The 17,741-nt window shown below is 57.6% G+C and carries 17 protein-coding genes and 3 tRNA genes; 16 read left to right on the forward strand and 4 right to left on the reverse strand.

Features of this window, described 5'->3' with window-relative positions; genetic code table 11:
• Positions 1-73 precede the first annotated feature (73 nt).
• From dnaN to CIK76_RS00895, 10 genes are all read left to right on the forward strand, one after another.
• Positions 74-1,201 (forward strand): DNA polymerase III subunit beta, encoded by a 1,128-nt coding sequence (dnaN, locus tag CIK76_RS00855; RefSeq protein WP_096282911.1) that lies wholly within the window; start codon positions 74-76, stop codon positions 1,199-1,201.
• 59 nt (positions 1,202-1,260) lie between these two features.
• Positions 1,261-2,424, forward strand: a complete 1,164-nt coding sequence (gene recF / locus CIK76_RS00860) for a DNA replication/repair protein RecF (RefSeq protein WP_096282999.1) — start codon at positions 1,261-1,263, stop codon at positions 2,422-2,424.
• On the forward strand, positions 2,417-2,944 hold the full coding sequence (locus CIK76_RS00865) for a DciA family protein (RefSeq protein WP_096282912.1): 528 nt from the start codon (positions 2,417-2,419) through the stop codon (positions 2,942-2,944). Before recF ends, CIK76_RS00865 begins: the two co-directional genes overlap by 8 nt.
• A 342-nt stretch (positions 2,945-3,286) precedes the next feature.
• Complete coding sequence (gene gyrB / locus CIK76_RS00870) at positions 3,287-5,284, forward strand: DNA topoisomerase (ATP-hydrolyzing) subunit B (protein ID WP_217990321.1); 1,998 nt, start codon at positions 3,287-3,289, stop codon at positions 5,282-5,284.
• A 60-nt stretch (positions 5,285-5,344) separates the two neighbouring features.
• A complete protein-coding gene (gyrA, locus tag CIK76_RS00875) occupies positions 5,345-7,972 on the forward strand; it encodes a DNA gyrase subunit A (RefSeq protein ID WP_096282913.1) in 2,628 nt (875 codons plus the stop codon).
• Positions 7,969-8,583, forward strand: coding sequence for a DUF3566 domain-containing protein (locus CIK76_RS00880; protein ID WP_096282914.1), 615 nt, complete (start codon positions 7,969-7,971; stop codon positions 8,581-8,583). Before gyrA ends, CIK76_RS00880 begins: the two co-directional genes overlap by 4 nt.
• A 118-nt stretch (positions 8,584-8,701) precedes the next feature.
• Positions 8,702-8,775, forward strand: a tRNA-Ile gene (locus CIK76_RS00885).
• A gap of 31 nt (positions 8,776-8,806) precedes the next feature.
• Positions 8,807-8,926, forward strand: a complete 120-nt coding sequence (locus CIK76_RS19530; RefSeq protein ID WP_217990318.1) for a DLW-39 family protein — start codon at positions 8,807-8,809, stop codon at positions 8,924-8,926.
• 8 nt (positions 8,927-8,934) lie between these two features.
• A tRNA-Ala gene (locus tag CIK76_RS00890) sits at positions 8,935-9,007 on the forward strand.
• Positions 9,008-9,107: 100 nt separating this feature from the next.
• Positions 9,108-9,180: transfer RNA gene (locus CIK76_RS00895), tRNA-Ala, on the forward strand.
• A gap of 76 nt (positions 9,181-9,256) precedes the next feature.
• Here CIK76_RS00895 and CIK76_RS00900 read toward each other — a convergent pair.
• Positions 9,257-10,399 carry a glycosyltransferase family 1 protein gene (locus CIK76_RS00900; protein WP_096283001.1) on the reverse strand — a complete coding sequence of 381 codons (1,143 nt, stop codon included), beginning with the start codon at positions 10,397-10,399 and terminating at the stop codon, positions 9,257-9,259.
• 882 nt (positions 10,400-11,281) lie between these two features.
• On the opposite strand from CIK76_RS00900, the gene CIK76_RS00910 reads away from it, so the two are divergent.
• Positions 11,282-12,151, forward strand: a complete 870-nt coding sequence (locus CIK76_RS00910; protein WP_096282916.1) for a DMT family transporter — start codon at positions 11,282-11,284, stop codon at positions 12,149-12,151.
• On the opposite strand, the gene CIK76_RS00915 is transcribed toward CIK76_RS00910, so the two are convergent.
• Positions 12,148-12,351 carry a hypothetical protein gene (locus CIK76_RS00915; protein WP_096282917.1) on the reverse strand — a complete coding sequence of 68 codons (204 nt, stop codon included), beginning with the start codon at positions 12,349-12,351 and terminating at the stop codon, positions 12,148-12,150. The genes CIK76_RS00910 and CIK76_RS00915 overlap by 4 nt on opposite strands.
• Positions 12,352-12,519: 168 nt before the next feature.
• Here CIK76_RS00915 and CIK76_RS00920 point away from each other — a divergent pair, with 168 nt between their 5' ends.
• Together CIK76_RS00920 and CIK76_RS00925 are read left to right on the forward strand one after the other, a co-directional pair.
• Positions 12,520-13,065 carry a peptidylprolyl isomerase gene (locus CIK76_RS00920; protein ID WP_096282918.1) on the forward strand — a complete coding sequence of 182 codons (546 nt, stop codon included), beginning with the start codon at positions 12,520-12,522 and terminating at the stop codon, positions 13,063-13,065.
• A gap of 248 nt (positions 13,066-13,313) precedes the next feature.
• The gene (locus CIK76_RS00925; RefSeq protein WP_176484042.1) at positions 13,314-14,021 is read left to right on the forward strand and encodes a rhomboid family intramembrane serine protease; all 708 of its coding nucleotides are present in this window, start codon (positions 13,314-13,316) and stop codon (positions 14,019-14,021) included.
• A gap of 494 nt (positions 14,022-14,515) precedes the next feature.
• On the opposite strand, the gene CIK76_RS00930 is transcribed toward CIK76_RS00925, so the two are convergent.
• On the reverse strand, positions 14,516-15,130 hold the full coding sequence (locus tag CIK76_RS00930; protein ID WP_096282920.1) for a LysE family transporter: 615 nt from the start codon (positions 15,128-15,130) through the stop codon (positions 14,516-14,518).
• Positions 15,131-15,201: 71 nt separating this feature from the next.
• Between CIK76_RS00930 and CIK76_RS00935 the strand changes: the two genes are divergently transcribed.
• Both CIK76_RS00935 and CIK76_RS00940 read left to right on the forward strand, forming a co-directional pair.
• A complete protein-coding gene (locus CIK76_RS00935; protein ID WP_176484043.1) occupies positions 15,202-16,086 on the forward strand; it encodes an ArgP/LysG family DNA-binding transcriptional regulator in 885 nt (294 codons plus the stop codon).
• Between the two features lie 82 nt (positions 16,087-16,168).
• Positions 16,169-16,486 (forward strand): multidrug efflux SMR transporter, encoded by a 318-nt coding sequence (locus tag CIK76_RS00940; RefSeq protein WP_096282922.1) that lies wholly within the window; start codon positions 16,169-16,171, stop codon positions 16,484-16,486.
• A gap of 3 nt (positions 16,487-16,489) precedes the next feature.
• Here CIK76_RS00940 and CIK76_RS00945 read toward each other — a convergent pair whose 3' ends face one another.
• Positions 16,490-16,747 (reverse strand): cell division protein CrgA, encoded by a 258-nt coding sequence (locus CIK76_RS00945; protein WP_096282923.1) that lies wholly within the window; start codon positions 16,745-16,747, stop codon positions 16,490-16,492.
• 213 nt (positions 16,748-16,960) lie between these two features.
• Between CIK76_RS00945 and CIK76_RS00950 the strand changes: the two genes are divergently transcribed.
• Positions 16,961-17,737 (forward strand): class E sortase, encoded by a 777-nt coding sequence (locus tag CIK76_RS00950; RefSeq protein WP_096282924.1) that lies wholly within the window; start codon positions 16,961-16,963, stop codon positions 17,735-17,737.
• The last annotated feature ends 4 nt before the right edge of the window (positions 17,738-17,741 follow it).

A 17,741-nucleotide genomic window follows, 5' to 3' on the forward strand; every position in this document is an offset into this window, starting at 1 on the left:
GCTTAAGAACTTGGCGGGAAACAAGCTTCTTGGCCTGACTTAAGACTTATGGGTTCCGAAAGGCGGATTTTTCGTGAAGTTCAGCGTTGAAAAGGATGTATTGGCAGACGCCGTTTCTTGGACCGCAAGGTCTCTAGCGCAGCGTCCACCATCTCCAGTGCTTGCTGGCATTTTGATCACTACCCATGAGGGCATCGTCCGCCTTGAGGGTTTTGATTACGAGATCTCCTCCCATATTGAAATACCTGCCGACATAGCCGAACAGGGTGAAGTGCTGGTTTCTGGCAAGCTTCTTGCGGAAATTACCCGCTCTTTGCCGAATTCAACTGTGACCCTGGAAACCGATGGCACGAAGATTACGGTCTCCTGTGGACGTTCTCGTTTCCATTTGGCAACCATGCCCGTGGATGAATACCCGACGCTTCCTGCACTTCCAGAAGTTGCGGGAACCATTAATGGACAAGCCTTCTCCGAAGCCGTATCGCAGGTCATCGTTGCTGCGTCCAAAGACGATACTCTTCCGGTTCTCACCGGCATCAAGGTAGAAATCGTAAACGATCTCATTACCTTCCTGGCTACCGACCGTTACCGCTTGGCGATGCGCGAACTGAACTGGTCCCCTAACCAGCCAGAAGTTTCTACCTCATTCTTGATCAAGGCGAAAACCTTGAGTGAAGTCGCGAAAACGCTTTCGAGCGCCGGTGATTTGAAGCTGGCTATCAGCCCCAACGGCGAAATGATTGGTTTCGAAAGCGCCAATCGCCGAACCACATCGCTGCTGATCAATGGTGACTACCCAAAGATTCGTTCGCTGTTTCCGGACAACACCCCCATCCATGCGACCGTTCGTACCAGCGATCTCATCGAAGCAGTACGCCGAGTCTCGGTGGTTGCCGAACGCAATACCCCGGTTCGCATGGCTTTCACCGACGGTCAGCTGACCCTGGATGCGGGAACCGGCGAAGATGCCCAGGCCGAAGAGGCAATCGTTGCTTCGCTTCGGGGTGAAGACATCACCGTGGCGTTCAACCCCACGTTCCTGAGCGAGGGCCTAGGCTCCTTCAACACCGACTACGTGCGCTTCTCCTTCACCAGCGCACCTAAACCTGCGATGATCACCGGTCAGAAGCAGATCGACGAAGACGATCAGGACCAGTACCGGTACCTGGTCATGCCCGTTCGATTGCCAAACTCGAACTAGCAACAACCTCGCGGTGGATGGCCTGGCCATCCACCGCTCCGCAGATTCCAGGACTCTCGGTGTATATCTCGCAGCTTTCCCTCACGAGCTTTCGCTCGTACGTGCAGGCCGACGTGCAACTTGCCCCGGGCATTAATGTGCTGGTCGGCCCCAACGGTGTGGGCAAAACTAACATTGTTGAGGCCATCGGCTATCTAGCGAATCTTTCCTCGCACCGGGTCAGCAACGATGCCCCGTTAATTCAATTCGGTTCCGAACGCGCACTGATCCGCGGAACCTTGCATCGCGGTTCCCAGACCTCCTCGCTCGAGGTGGAAATTACCAGCGGCAAGATCAACCGTGCCCGGATCAATCGGGCTAATCCGGTGCGAGCACGTGAAATTCTCGGACTCGTTCGAACGGTCCTCTTTGCTCCTGAGGACCTTGCCCTGATCAAGGGCGATCCCTCAAACCGTCGCCGCTTTCTGGACGAGATGCTCATCTCCCTGCGGCCCATCGAAGCCGGCACCAAAAACGACTACGAGCGAATCGTGAAGCAACGCAATGCGTTGCTGAAGTCGATCCGCGGGAAATCCAAGTTGAATTCCTCGCAGGAAAGTACCCTGCAGGCTTGGGACATGCAGCTTGCGAACTGCGGGGCACGCCTCATCCGTGGACGGCTGAATGTCTTGGCGCTTTTGCGTCCATACATGGAAGCCGCCTATGCGGATCTCGCCGATGGCAAGAAGCACGCCGGTGCAATCTATCGCTCCTCGCTCGAGGGAGAGACCGATGAGAATTCTCTTCCCGTCAACGATCTTGAGGGAATGGGCCAGGACGAGATTCGGGAATTATTGCTAAATTCCATCGAAGCAAACCGATCACGCGAATTGGATCGCGGAATTTCTCTCTTCGGCCCACATCGGGACGATCTGACGTTGACCTTGGGTGCGACCCCGGCGAAGGGCTATGCCTCACATGGAGAAACCTGGTCGTTTGCGCTCGCTTTGCGTTTGGCTGCCTACCGGGTCTTTGGCGATGACGATCCTCGAACCGGCTCGGGTCCGATCCTGATCCTCGATGATGTCTTTGCGGAGCTGGATGCGACTCGACGGGACAGGCTGGCTCATATTGTGTCCGGGGCCGAACAAGTTCTTGTCACGGCCGCGGTTGCAGCCGATGTCCCTGAAGCCTTGAAAGGGCATTTTTTCCAAGTCAGCCCCGGCCGGGTCAGCGATGTCTGAGGAAGAGCTCGACTCGGCTAAAGCGCTGCTCAATCGAATGCGCAAGCTTGCCGAGGAACGCGGAGAAGCGAGAATCGATGCGGCCCGAATGGAACGGGTGAAGAAACGGCAGACGGCTCGTCGCGGATTTGCCGCTCCCAAGGGCGCCGCAAGCGTGGGATCTGCCCGGGACCCGCATGCCATCGGCGAAATCGTCAACAGAATGTCCAAATCCCGTGGCTGGAATACGCAAGTTGCCGTCGGTTCGGTTCTTGGCCGGTGGGCAGAACTTGTCGGAGAAAACGTTGCGGCGCACTGCAAACCTGAATCCTTTGAAGATACGGTGGTCGTCGTGCGCTGCGACTCAACCTCTTGGGCCACTCAGTTACGCCTACTCAGCCACCAAATTTTGAAGAAAATCGATGCCGAACTCGGCCCAGGGATCGTGACAGTCATCAAGGTTCTGGGCCCCAATGCCCCGTCGTGGCGGCACGGAATGCGTTCGGTCGCCGGGCGTGGACCACGGGACACCTACGGATAAAAATGCTGGCACGGCATATGGCGCTCTAACGGACCCGGTGGCTGGCTCCCCCCTCACCGGATCGCCCTCAACGGCTCAGAGAGATGATTCTGTGGCTGCCACAGCCGATTTGAGCTTCAGGATCCCTATATATTTTGCCAAACGCGGTAGAATTAGCGGTAGTGAATGCGCGTTGTGCAGGTACGCCCTGCGCTCGTTGCACCCGACCATGATTTCTTGATACGCACCTCACTCAGGAGCGGCAGGGAATCGCGCGCCAAATTCGAGGAGTTCGTAGCACAAGTGTCTACCGAAAACGCTTCACCGCAGGAACCGGCCGAAAGCCAAGTACCCGCGGAATCGATGACTTCCAAAGTCGAACACACATATGGCGCCCAGGACATTACCGTCCTCGAAGGACTCGAAGCGGTACGCAAACGTCCGGGCATGTACATCGGTTCCACCGGTCCACGAGGCCTGCACCACCTGGTGTACGAGGTTGTCGATAACTCCGTCGATGAGGCATTGGCAGGCTACTGCGACACCATCGACATCACCTTGCAGGACGATGGTGGTGTCCGTGTCGAGGACAATGGACGTGGCATTCCCACCGACATGCACCCAACCGAAGGGAAACCTGCCGTAGAGGTCGTCATGACGATCCTGCACGCCGGCGGTAAATTCGGCGGAGGCAGCTACGCGGTTTCCGGCGGTTTGCACGGTGTGGGCATTTCCGTGGTCAACGCCCTCTCCCGCCGCGTCGATACAGTGGTGCGCCAGAAGGGCCATGCCTGGCGGATTTCCTTTGCCAACGGCGGGGTCACCACCCTGCCGCTGACCAAGGGCGAAGAAACCGACGTCACCGGCACCACCCAGACGTTCTACCCGGACCCGGAAATCTTCGAAACCGTGGAGTTCGACTTCGAAACCCTGCGTGCCCGCTTCCAGCAGATGGCGTTCCTGAATAAGGGACTGCGTATCCGCCTGACCGATGAACGCGTCGTCGAAGAGGTCGAAGCCGAGGTCGAGGAAGAGCGGGAGAACCAGGTCGTCAAGCCCCGCGTGGTCGACTACCTGTACAAGGACGGCCTGCTGGACTACGTCAAGCACCTGAATTCCGCCAAGAAGGTCGAGCTGGTGCACGAGGAGGTCATCGCCTTCGAGGCCGAAGACACCGCCCGCGGCATCAGCGTTGAAATCGCCATGCAGTGGACCAGCGCCTACTCGGAATCGGTGCATACCTACGCGAACACCATCAACACCCATGAGGGCGGTACCCACGAGGAAGGCTTCCGCGCGGCGCTGACTGGGCTGCTCAACCGCTACGCGCGTGAGAACAAGATCCTGCGCGAGAAGGACGACAACCTCTCCGGGGATGATGCCCGCGAAGGGTTGACGGCGGTGCTTTCGGTGAAGCTTTCCGAACCGCAGTTCGAAGGCCAGACGAAAACCAAGCTGGGCAACTCGATGGCCCGCGGCTTCGTCCATGGTGTGGTCAACGACGAACTGGGCGACTGGTTCGAGCGCAACCCGAATGTGGCCCGCGACATCATCCGCAAGGCCCAGCTCGCCTCCCAGGCGCGCATGGCAGCCCGCAAGGCACGCGATAATGCGCGCCGCAAGTCGCCGATGGAATCCTTCGGCATGCCCGGCAAGCTCTCGGACTGCTCCTCGAAGAACCCCGCCGAGTGCGAGGTGTTCATCGTCGAGGGTGACTCCGCAGGCGGCTCGGCCAAACGCGGACGCGACCCGCACACCCAGGCCATCCTGCCGCTGCGCGGCAAGATCCTGAACGTCGAGCGTGCCCGACTGGACCGTGCGCTGGGCAACGCCGAGGTGCAGGCGATGATCACCGCCTTCGGCACCGGCATCGGCGAAGAATTCGACATGGCCAAGCTGCGCTATCACAAGATCGTGCTGATGGCCGACGCCGACGTCGACGGCCAGCACATCACCACGCTGCTGCTGACGCTGATCTTCCGCTTCATGCGTCCGCTGATTGAACACGGCTACGTGTACCTGGCCAGCCCGCCGCTGTACCGCATCAAGTGGACCAACGCGGCCCACGAGTACGTCTTCACGGACCGCGAACGCGATGATGCCCTGGTCAAGGGCGCCGCCGCGAATAAGCGCATCCCGAAGGAAAACGGCATCCAGCGCTACAAGGGCCTGGGCGAGATGGACTACTCGGAGCTGTGGGACACCACCATGGACCCGGCCCATCGTGTTCTGCGCCAGGTGGCCATGGATGACGCGGCCGCCGCGGATGAGGTCTTCTCCGTGCTGATGGGCGAGGACGTAGAGTCCCGCCGCAACTTCATTCAGCAGAACGCCAAGGACGTGCGCTTCCTGGATATCTAACTCGCGCTCCGCGCAGCGAAACGATAACCAGTAACGAATTTTGACTTGTAAAGGGATGAAATGAGCGACGAGCAAACCCCGGGGAACGAACCGTTGGACGGGGAAATCGTGCCCGCACTTGAGGGCCACGACAAGATCGACCAGATCGATCTGCAGACCGAAATGCAGCGGTCCTACCTCGACTACGCGATGGCCGTGATCGTGGGCCGCGCGCTGCCCGACGTGCGCGATGGGCTGAAGCCGGTGCACCGCCGCGTGCTGTACGCAATGTACGACGGCGGCTACCGCCCGGACCGTTCATACAATAAGTGCGCCCGCGTGGTCGGCGAGGTCATGGGCCAGTACCACCCGCACGGCGACACCGCGATCTACGATGCGCTGGTCCGGCTGATCCAGGACTGGGTGATGCGCTACCCGCTGGCTCTGGGCCAGGGCAACTTCGGCTCTCCGGGCAACGATGGCGCCGCCGCCCAGCGTTACACGGAAACCAAGATGGCCCCGCTGGCCATGGAAATGGTCCGCGACATCAACGAAGACACCGTTGATTTCCAGGACAACTATGACGGCAAGAACCAGGAACCATCGGTGCTGCCGGCACGGTTCCCGAACCTCTTGGTCAACGGTTCCTCGGGCATTGCGGTCGGCATGGCCACCAACATTCCGCCGCATAACCTGCGCGAGGTCGCCGAGGGCGTGCAGTGGTACCTGCAGAATCCCGACGTTTCCCGCGAAGAGCTGCTTGCCGCGCTGATGCAGCGGGTCAAGGGCCCGGATTTCCCTTCCGGCGCGATGATCCTGGGCACCAAGGGCATCTCGGATGCCTACCGCACCGGCCGTGGCTCGATCACCATGCGTGCAGTGGTCAACGTCGAGGAAATCCAGGGACGCGCCTGCCTGGTGGTCACCGAACTGCCTTATATGGCGAACCCGGATAACCTCGCGGTGAAGATCGCCGAGCTGGTCCGCGACGGAAAGATCGCCGGCATCGCCGATATGCGCGACGAGACCTCGGGCCGTACCGGCCAGCGCCTGGTGATCGTGCTCAAGCGCGACGCCGTGGCCAAGGTGGTGCTGAACAACCTCTACAAGCACACCGAGCTGCAGTCGAACTTCTCCGCGAATATGCTCGCGATCGTCGACGGGGTGCCGCGCACCCTGCCGCTGGATGGCTTCATCCGCCACTGGGTGACCCACCAGATCGAAGTGATCGTGCGCCGCACCAAGTACCGGCTGAAGAAGGCCGAAGAAGAGGCCCACATCCTGCGCGGCCTGCTCAAGGCCTTGGACGCCTTGGACGAGGTGATCGCGTTGATCCGCCGCTCTTCCACCACCGAAGCGGCCCGCGACGGACTGATGGAACTGCTGGACATCGACGAGGCGCAGTCCCGTGCCATCCTCGACATGCAGCTGCGCCGGCTGGCCGCCCTGGAACGCCAGAAGATCCAGGATCGCCACGCCGAGCTGGAAACGATGATCACCGAATTCAAGGAAATCATCGGCGATCCGCAGCGCCAGCGCACCATCGTCTCGGAAGAACTTGCCGAGATCGTGGACAAGCACGGCGACGACCGCCGCACCAAGGTGCTCATGGGCTTCGACGGCGATATGAACGTCGAGGACCTGATTCCCGAAGAGGAAATGGTGGTCACCATCACCCGCGGCGGCTATGTGAAGCGCACCCGTATCGACAACTACCGTTCGCAGCAGCGCGGCGGCAAGGGCATCAAGGGCGCCAACTTGCGCGGGGATGATGTGGTGGAGCACTTCTTCGTCACCTCCACGCACAACTACCTGCTGTTCTTCACCAACCATGGCCGGGTGTACCGCACCAAGTGCTATGAATTGGCCGAAGCAGGACGTGACGCGAAGGGCCAGCACGTAGCCAACGTGATGGCCTTCCAGCCCGATGAGCACATCGCCCAGGTGCTGGATCTGCGCACCTACCAGGATGCCGAGTACCTGATGCTCGCCACCCGCAACGGCCTGGTGAAGAAGACCCGGCTGGAGGATTACGACACCAACCGCACCGCCGGGGTGATCGCCATCAACCTGCGCGAAGATGACGAATTGGTCTCCGCTCAGCTCGTTAGCGAATCAGATGACGTGATGCTCGTCTCACGCAAGGGCCAGTCGGTGCGCTTCACCGCGAACGATACGGCGCTGCGTCCGATGGGCCGCGCCACCTCCGGGGTGACCGGAATGAAGTTCCGCGAGCACGACGAACTGCTCGCCGCCGAGGTGGTCCGCGCGGACTCCTTCGTCTTCACCGTCACCAACGAGGGCTATGCGAAGCGCACCACGGTCGAAGAATATCGTGTGCAATCACGCGGTGGTTTGGGCATTAAGGTCGCCAAACTCAACGAGGAACGCGGCGAATTGGTCGGTGCGTTGATCGTTGACAACAGCGATGAGGTGCTCGTGGTGATGGCCTCGGGCAAGGTCGTCCGTTCGGCAGTTTCGCAGGTCCCTTCAAAGGGCCGCGACACCATGGGCGTGATCTTTGCGAAGCCCGATAAGAAGGACCATATTATTGCGGTTGCCAAGAACTCTGAGACGGAGCTCGAAGAGAACTTGGAGGAAGATGCCGTAACGTTGAATTCAGAAAACATGACAGATGAGTCATCTGCTGTGCCTGAAATCGCTTCGGACGCACAGAGCGATGACACCGATAACGGAGGTAACGCATGAGCACGCCCTCGACGCCTCGCCCAAGTGGCAGCGCCCCGAAGAGCGCAGCGCCGCGACCTACCCAGGTAAAGCGCCCAGCGCCAACCTCGAATGGCAACCGTCCGACCGGCGCCCGACCGGCGCCGACCGGACAGCAGCGCCCAGCTTCCGGGGCACCGCGCCCAGCTGCCGGGGCACCGCGTCCGGGAACCGGCCAGCAGCGCCCAACCCAGTCGCAGGAGCGCCTCGTCCGCCCGGCACCGAAGGCGAAGGTGCGCAAGGCGCGACTGCTAGCTTCGAAGGTTGAACCGTTCTCGGTACTCAAACTTGCCTTCCTGCTTTCGGTAGCTTTCGGTGTGATCACCGTGGTGGCATCCGTTGCTATCTGGGCACTGCTGGATTTGACCGGAACCTTCGATTCCTTCAACCAGCTGATGCGTGACGCAATCGGCGCCGAGGGAACCTTCGACCTGCGAGATGTCGTCTCGCTGGGCCAGGTGGCCTCGTACGCAACGATCATCGCGGTGATCAATGTTGTGGTGATCTCCGTGCTCTCGATGCTCGGAGCGGTGTTGTACAACATTGCTTCCTCGCTCGTTGGCGGCGTCGGAGTCACCCTCACCGACGACTAAGAACGTGCTAGTCGAGCCCGGGATTGATGCTGTGATGCATGACACCCGGGCTCGATTTGTATCTTCATGCAAACCCCGGTAAAGTTTTATTTCGTTCCGAAGGGAATGAAAAAGGTAAGGGCGTATAGCTCAGGCGGTTAGAGCGCTTCGCTGATAACGAAGAGGTCCCTGGTTCAAGTCCAGGTACGCCCACCGAATCCTTACCGACGAGAAAGAGGGTAGAATGAAAAAGCTACTGATTCTCGGGACGATTGCGGCTGCTGCGGTAGTCCTAATCAAGAAGGTCAAGGATTCTTCGGAAATCAAGGAAACCTGGCAACAGGTTACCGACAAGGTTTCCTAACGCTTTTCGGGGCCTTAGCTCAGTTGGTAGAGCGCCTGCTTTGCAAGCAGGATGTCAGGAGTTCGAATCTCCTAGGCTCCACAGGTTAGATTGGCGGAAAGCGATCAGCTTTCCGCCAATTCTTTTCCAAAGACGAGGTGTGGATTCCTCGGAAAGTGAAAATCTTTCGATAACAGAATACGGGGCCTTAGCTCAGTTGGTAGAGCGCCTGCTTTGCAAGCAGGATGTCAGGAGTTCGAATCTCCTAGGCTCCACAGCATGAAAAGGGCGGAAAGCGATCAGCTTTCCGCCCTTTTTCTTTACCCAAGAGCCACGAAACAATCAATTCGACTACTGGCTGACGCGGGCACGCATCACATTCTTGTAATGGCCCAGCAACTGTTCACCGATACTGAACCACGTCCGCTCTTGCACGCTCAGATAGGCGGTTCGAGCAAATGCCAGCCGCTTGGCATCATCGTAAATCAGGTCGCTCACCCGGGCGCGAAGCTCATTGAGATCTCCCGGGGCGTAAAGCCACCCTGTGCGCGAGGAATCCACTAAATCCAGTGGCCCTCCCCTGCCCACCGCTACGACCGGCACAGCGCAAGCCATGGCTTCTTGGATGGTTTGGCAGAAGGTTTCCGAGGCGCCTGGATGGACGAAAACATCAAAAGATGCAATGACCTCCGCTAATCGGGTACCCGAGAGGAAGCCGGTGAAGTGGGCATCGGGCAACGCATTGCGTAGTTCGTCTTCCAAAGGCCCGGAACCAACCACCACGATTCGGGTGTTCGGCAGCGAATTGAGCACCCGAAGATCTGCCACCTGCTTCTCTGCGGCCAGGCGGCCTACATAGCCAATGATGCGTTCACCATTGGGTGCGATAGCCGTACGGAACTTTATATCGCGACGATCTGGTGTGAACTGAACGGTATCCACTCCCCTGCGCCCCAACGCGAGCCGTGTAACGCCCAGAGATTCGAGCTGGCGCCTAGAAAAGGAACTTGGCACCAGCGTGAGGTCCGCGGCCGTGTGAATGGCTCTGACGTGTTCCCAGAGCCTCTCGGTGAGCCATGGCATCCGATAACGCGCCGCGTAGGTCGGCACTTCGGTTTGATACATCGCAAGAGTCGGGATATCCAATTCCTGGGCGGCGCGCAAGGCACGCCAGCCCAGGAGGAAAGGACTTGCCAGGTGAACTACGTCGGGAGCTTCCTTGGCCAGGATTTTTTTGAGCCGGCCGGTGCCGCCGGCGGCCAGGCGCACTTCTGGATATCTGACCATGGCGACTGAAGGGACGGTGATTACCGGAAAGCCCTTGTACGTCCGTGGCACGCTATGGCCCTTGAGCTCACCGGACAGTGAGCCCGCCGGGGTGATAACCACCGCGCTATGGCCGGTGAGGGCCAAATGATCGAGGGTCCTTAGGACCGAATTGGTGACCCCATTGACGTGGGGCAGGAACGATTCAGCAACGATAGCAACCTTCACATCTCCATACTGCGGTTTCGGGGTAACGCCGAGCTTAACGTGCCCTACAGCGTTCATTAACTTCTAGCATCGGCCAATCGCCAGGTAGTCATATCCCACGAAAATTATCGAAGGCGACTCTACCTAGGCGGCCGCCGAACATGGTTCATGGCGGTGAACAGAAAGTAGATCGGGACCTTCGACTCGGAGTCTTGCGTTTCCCGGTACTCATTCGGCCGGGCGGCGCGAGCGGACATATTTCCCCCGGACCTTCCTGGCTTCGCAAGGGTTGTGGAATCTCCGCCTCCGGAGATGCCATTGCGCGGTTGGACGGGTCCCGAGGACCGGAACCGGATTCGCGTTGGCAGCGAGACCGGTTCTAGTGGGCTATGGGCCCGGAGCAATTACCTCGAGCGGTGTTTTCCATCATGCCGGCGGGAACTGTCGTTAGGATCGTGCCGATCCCGGTGACCTTCCGCTTGCCGTCGATTTCAGTTTCCGCCATTGCCTTTGCCGCCACGATTATGGCCGCCCGAAGTGTTGCCCTATCAGTGAGGCTGGGGCATTGGTCCTGTTCGCGGTGTATATGCCCAGCCGCTTGGGGCTGGCCGGTGGCAACGAGATCGCTAAATTTCCAATGGGTCCCGAAGCAGTCCCTCGCGCGATCGGCGTGGAAAGTGGCATGCAGAATTTTCGGATTGGCAGCTGTTTGACCAGTCAGAGTTTCTCCGCCGAAGCCGGCCATTCCTGTGCCGTGTTTGTGCCGCAAGAGGGATGGGCGAATCGATTTATTAGAGCTTGAGTTGGGTGTATGCATAAATGCGTATATATAAATACGAATCTTGGCGGGCTGACTCCGGGCTCGGCTCAAGGCAGTGATCCTGAACTTGTAAGCTTAGCCGGGTGACGTTCTTATTGGCCGCGGTGGGAATACTCGGCATTTCAGCTTCTGGCCCCATCATCGCAGCATTTCCCAGCGTCCCGGTGATGTCCATGGCGTTCTGGCGCAATGCGGCAGCGGCCCTCATTCTTGCCGGGCCTTCGATCAGGAAGAATCCTCGGGCGTACCTGCAATTCACTCGCCGCGAATGGTTTTATCTTCTCGTGGCCGGCAGCGCGCTTGCCCTGCACTTCGTGTGTTTCATGTTTGCCGTCCGAATGACCAGCGTGGCAGCGGCTACCGCCTTGGTTTGCATTCAGGGTGTTTGGATAGCTTTGTTTCAGTCCCTGCGCGGAGTTCGCTACCGCTCCCCGGTAATTATCGGTATGAGCGTCGCGATCCTAGGAGTAGTGACGATCACCGGATTCGATTTGGGGCAGGGGCGCATCGCATTCTTCGGAGACCTCCTGGCGCTAGCCGGTGGCATCCTTGCGGCTATTTATACCTTCGCCGGCGCAGCGGCACGGAGCACCATGACGACGTCCAGGTACACCTCGATCTGCTATGCGGTCACCGCGGTGTTGCTGCTGCTGATGTGCTTCTTTACCGGCCAACCGCTCTGGGGGTTTGATGCTTGGGGTTGGCTGGGGATCATCTTGCTGACGGTGTGCGCACAGTTATTCGGGCATACCGCGATGAACCATTTGTTGAGTGTTCTCGGGCCGTTGACGGTTTCGACGTTGATCTTGTTGGAGATTCCGGGCGCTGCACTGCTCGCGGCTTTGCTCTTGGGTCAGGTGGTTCCCGTCGGGACCTATCTGGGTTTAGGGATTATTCTGCTGGGACTCGTGCTGGTGGTGCGTGGGCAGGCCAAGCCCAAACTTGAGGCCTAGTCCTCGGAAATAAGCTTTTGGACTTCGGCGACGTCCGCCTCGCGGGATTCAACAGGTTGTTGCGGTTCGGCGATTTTTGGTTCATTTTCCCAGGGGTCCTCGACCGGCCTGGAAGCCTTCCACATGGCGACCCCCAAGGCCACGAGTCCGACGAACACGCCGAATGCTAAAAGTTTTCCTGCTGCACTTTTCTTGCTCATGGTTGCTCCCTAATGAATCAATTTTCGTTACCAGCTACCTCCAGACTAGGCAGTTAGCCGATACGAGGCCAGTGTTCAACAGGCGCACTCGGATAATGGCGGAAATGTTTCACTCAACGCGTACCCCAGCTTTGGCGGCCTCGGCCCTACTCATGGGAGAATAAAGCCATGACCGCAAACGCAACGCATAAAGCCACGATTCACACTACTTTGGGCGACATTGTCGTCGATCTTTTCGGCAACCACGCCCCGAAGACCGTAAAGAACTTCGTTGGCTTGTCGACCGGTGAGCAGGAATGGGTACATCCAGAGTCCGGTGACAAGAAGGCCAACACCCCGCTATACAGCGGCACCATCTTCCACCGCATCATCTCGGACTTCATGATTCAGGGTGGCGACCCACTGGGTCAGGGCTTCGGCGGCCCAGGCTACCAGTTCGATGACGAGATCCACCCAGAACTGGACTTCAACGAGCCATACAAGCTAGCGATGGCAAATGCCGGTATCCGCATGGGCCGTGGAACCAACGGTTCCCAGTTCTTCATCACCACCGTCCCAACCGCTTGGTTGCAGGGCAAGCACACCATTTTCGGTGAAGTGACCGAAGCCGAATCACGCAAGATCGTCGACGCGCTGAACGCGGTCGCCACTGACGGCCGTGACAAGCCAACGGAAGATGTTGTTATCAACTCGGTAGATATCGAGACCCTGTAACACCCTCTTTACCGACGTCGGCTCCGGTGATTCCCTAGTGGAGTCGCCGGAGCCGACGTATTTAACAGACAAACGCGCAAATGAGATCAAGGTTGAGATAGATGTCTTACGGTCAAGTGACTCCCGCGGGCCAAACCGCCCCCACCTGTTTTAAGCACCCCGAAACGATCTCATATGTGTCATGCACCCGCTGTGGTCGCCCGGTGTGCCCACGCTGTCAGGTACCTGCACCTGTCGGAGTCCAGTGCGTGGAATGCGTCAACCAAGCAAACAAGAACATTCCCACGCAGCGCACCGAATTTGGCGCACGAGCGCGCCAAGGTGCCCCGATTGTCACTTATACGTTGATCGCACTTAACGTCCTGGCCTATATTGCACAGTGGGTCATCCCGGGAACCACCGAGAGTATGGTGCTGGTGCCCGCGCTGGCTGGATGGGAGCCCTGGCGCCTGATCACTAGCGCATTCGCTCACTCAACCGGATCCATTTTTCACTTGGCGATGAACATGTACGGAGTTTACCTCTGTGGTGTATTCCTAGAGCCTCGCTTAGGGCGGGCCCGCTTCGGCTGGTTGTATCTGCTCAGCGCTCTAGGCGGGTCATTGGGGATCCTGTTGCTTAGCCCCGCGCTGAGTGCCACCTTGGGAGCTTCGGGCGCACTGGCGGGACTTTTCCTTTCCCTCTTCGTGGTCTTTCGCACCAACAAGCAAGTGCTGCGGCAAATGGGTATCGTGCTGGCGCTAAATATTGTGCTCGGCTTCGTCGTCTCGGGGATCTCGTGGCAAGGACACTTAGGTGGCGCCGTGATTGGCGCGCTAGCTGCCGCCTGCATCGTCCTGGTGCCCCGTAATCCACAGCGTTCGAAGATTCAGTTCACGTTGCTGGGGATTATGACGATACTTGTTGCCGTGGCGATATATCTTTCCGCAGCAGCGGTCAAATGGCCGATGGGCTAATTCGAACTCTCTGGACCCGAGTTATCCACACAATTTATCCACACTGTTAATAACTTACATCCGTGTAACTCACCATTGAATGCCAATCCCCCACCGCTGAGACCCCCGAAGTTCCGCGGATATGCCATCCGAGGTATTGAATACGCACAGCTTTACCCACATTTGTGGATAACTTTTAAACAGGGCCTGTAGATAGCGATACTACGAAGGAGTATGAGGGGTGTGATTGCTTGTTCGAATCTTTAAGCGAATCGGCATATTTTGGGGATATCCCTGATATAGGCGTGATGTCCACACGAGTAATCCACAGTGTTAATAACTTACAACCATGTGATTCCACAGCCTTTATTCGACTCTGACTTGGTCTTTTCTATAATATATACAAGTAGTCTCAGTGTTATCCCCACCTGTGGATAAAGTTGTGAACAAGTAAGCGCGACTGTTCTCCACAGGGCATGTGGATAAGCTGTTAATACTGTGGATATCTGACGCGCCTAGTCAAAAAGCGGCAGTACTAGCAAGACAGCAAAAGCAGCCATGAAGACGCAGATAATCCCGTCAAGAACGCGCCAAGACTTGGCGCTGGAGAACACCCGGGCTAAAAACCTTGAGGCATAGCCAAGGGCGACAAACCAAGCGATGCTGGCGGCTATCGCACCACCGGCGAAGTGCCACTTCCCCTCACCTTGCGTGACAGCCACCGAACCTAGCAGCAGCACGGTATCCACATAGACATGCGGATTAAGCCAAGTCAGCGCAAGCGAGGCCAGAACGACGGATAGCCTGGCGGTCGGCGCCGATGACTTCGATGTACTCAGAACACCCGGAGAAATTGCCCGACGTAGCGCGAAAATTGCATAGCAAGCAAGGAAGATGAACCCACCTACCCTCGCATAAGTGAGAATCCATGGTGCGCGCTCAACGATGGCGCCGATTCCGGACACGCCTGCGAGGATCAGCAAAACGTCTGACAGAGCGAAGATGCATACCGTTAGTAGTACGTGCTCTCGTCTGATTCCCTGGCGCAAAAGAAAGGCATTCTGAGCTCCGATGGCAATGATTAGTGAGAGCCCTGTGGAGAAGCCGAGGAGTGCTGACGTGTGGATCATGAGGTAACCGTAGAAGAAACTCTTTTTCGCTGTCGAACTTAAAAAACTGATGCTGCATTAGTGTTTCTAATGTGAATCTTGATCTTGAGCACCTAGACACACTTCTTGCGGTGGTGGATGCAGGCAGCTTCGACGATGCTTCTATCGACCTTGGCGTGACCCCGTCCGCAATCAGCCAACGTATAAAAGCCTTGGAAAGCCGCCTCGGTTCAATATTGCTGGTGCGCAGTCGGCCAGTGAAACCAACGGAGAAGGGTGCCAGAGTTCTGCGATACGCTAGACAGATTTCCTTGTTGGGCACAGAATTCAGCCACGAACTCATGCGAGACGAGGTGCTTCAGGGCAAAATCACGCTCTCGATCGGCGTAAATTCCGATTCTCTCGCGACCTGGTTTTCTCCCGTATTCACCGAACTGACTCGGTGGCCGCAGCTTAGCTGCGAGATTCTACGCACCGACGAAAATCTCACCATGGAACTACTTCGCACCGGACGGGTCAGCGGCGTGGTGACTAATAGCCCAGAAGTCGCGCAAGGATGCTCCGTGCAGCGACTGGGGGCTATGCGATACCGAGCGGTAGCGGCGCCAAACTTCTTGAGCGCGTGGGCTGCTCAGGATCTGTCGCAAATGCCGATAGTACTTTTTGATCGAGCAGACCCGCTCCAGCACCAAATGCTTGAGCGTATAGACAGCTCGAAGAATCGACCTACCGGAACTATTTATTACGTCCCGGACTCTTCGCAGTTTGTCCAGGCAATACGCGCCGGCATGGGTTGGGGAATGGTGCCGGAGCAACAATTGTGCTCAGCGCCGGAGCTGAAAGCACTCGACGATAGTTGGTTCATCGACGTCCCCTTGTACTGGCAGCGCTGGTCGGTGGATTCACCTGCGCTTGACCGGCTCGGGTCCATATTGCTCAAATCCGCAGAGCAAAACGGGCTAGATTTGCTAATCTGAGAGGGAGTCGGCAGCAAGCCCACTCCCGGACGAGGGAGCCGTACCCGGAACGACAGCTAAGACGGCCAGTAAGGTAACTGGCATGTATTGGCTAATTCTCGTGATCTCGGGGCTATTTGAAGCGGTTTGGGCTACAGCATTGGGGATGAGCTCAGGGCTCACAAAACTCGTCCCAACAATTATCTTTTTCACTGCGCTAGTGATTTCAATGGGCGGGCTAGCCTACTCAATGAAAGAAATCCCCACCGGGACCGCCTATGCGGTCTGGGTGGGGATTGGGGCTTCTCTGACGGTCATCTATTCAATTGTGACCGGTCAAGAAGCATTCTCAGCACTGAAAGTATTCTTTATCGTGGGGCTGATTGGCTGCGTAATCGGGCTTAAAGCCGTCAGTCACTAAACGCTATTTCCAGCCAGTCGTCATGAAGAAGCCGACCATGGCAATGCCAAAGCCGATGACAATGTTCCAACCGCCAATACTAGGGATTGGGAATAGTGTCTGCGAAATGTAATAAACAATAATCCAGACCAATCCCAGGAGCATCAAGCCGAACATCACTGGCTTGTACCAGCTGGGCATGGGCTTATCCACCGCATGTGCGCCTTGTGCTGTCTGCTGGGACTGTGTTTTGTTCTTGCGTCGTGGCTTAGACTCTGGCACTAGAACGCTCCCTCGGCTTCATCCGCATAGTGTAGTAAATGTGGGAGACTCTCAGGTCTTCCCGGTAGGCTTGGGGCAGGTAATGAACGAAAGCTCGCATCGATTTCCTGCGTAGATTCCATACTAGCCGTAATGTGCATAGTCCATTGATTTACGGTTCACGGAAGTTCACCCGTTTTCTAATGCCCGATCGCCCAAAGGAGCATCACCGTAGTGAATCGTGTAGCGTCCGCGCCCGGGCGAAGAATGGCTCGTGAAAAGCAAACGGTCGGAAGCAGGATCACTGGATTCCTCGGTGAACTGCTCATTACCTTGGGCATCGTCCTGATGCTTTATGTCGTCTGGGAACTGTGGTGGACGAATATCGATTCTGCGAATGCCCAGAAAGAAGTCACGCAGAACCTAGTTCAAGACCTAGGCGATGTGGTGATTCCCGAAGAAGGCGTCGAAGAAGAAGAGGAAATCGACTACGGCCCTGCGCCGGTGGCCGAAGCTGATCCGGGGGACACCTTCGGGATCATGTACTTCCCAACCTTCGGTAAAGACGGGACTCACCATCCGGTGAGCTACGGTGTGCAGAGTTCCGTGATCGATAATCTCGGAATCGGTTACTACCCGAATACCCAGTTGCCGGGAGAAAAAGGCAATTTTGCGGTCGCCGCTCATCGCCAGACCCACGGACAGGTCTTTTGGGATATCGATAAATTGGATAATGGGGACCACGTCTACTTGCAAACCAAGGAAGGCTATTACACCTACACCTGGTTTGACACTGAAATCGTAGCTCCGTCCAATGGCGACGTTCTGCTTCCAACGCCCCATCAGTGGGGCGTTGAGCCCACGGAATCAATTCTCACGATGACCAGTTGCCACCCGCCATTTAGCACCCGTGAACGCATCATTGCCTATTCCGAGCTGACCGATTGGCGCCCACTAGATGCCGGTCCGCCCAAGGAAATTCGGGAACTCGTTGCAGACGCCACAAGCTAGGGAG

It is taken from the genome of Glutamicibacter sp. BW80, assembly GCF_002332385.1.
GTDB lineage: Bacteria > Actinomycetota > Actinomycetes > Actinomycetales > Micrococcaceae > Glutamicibacter.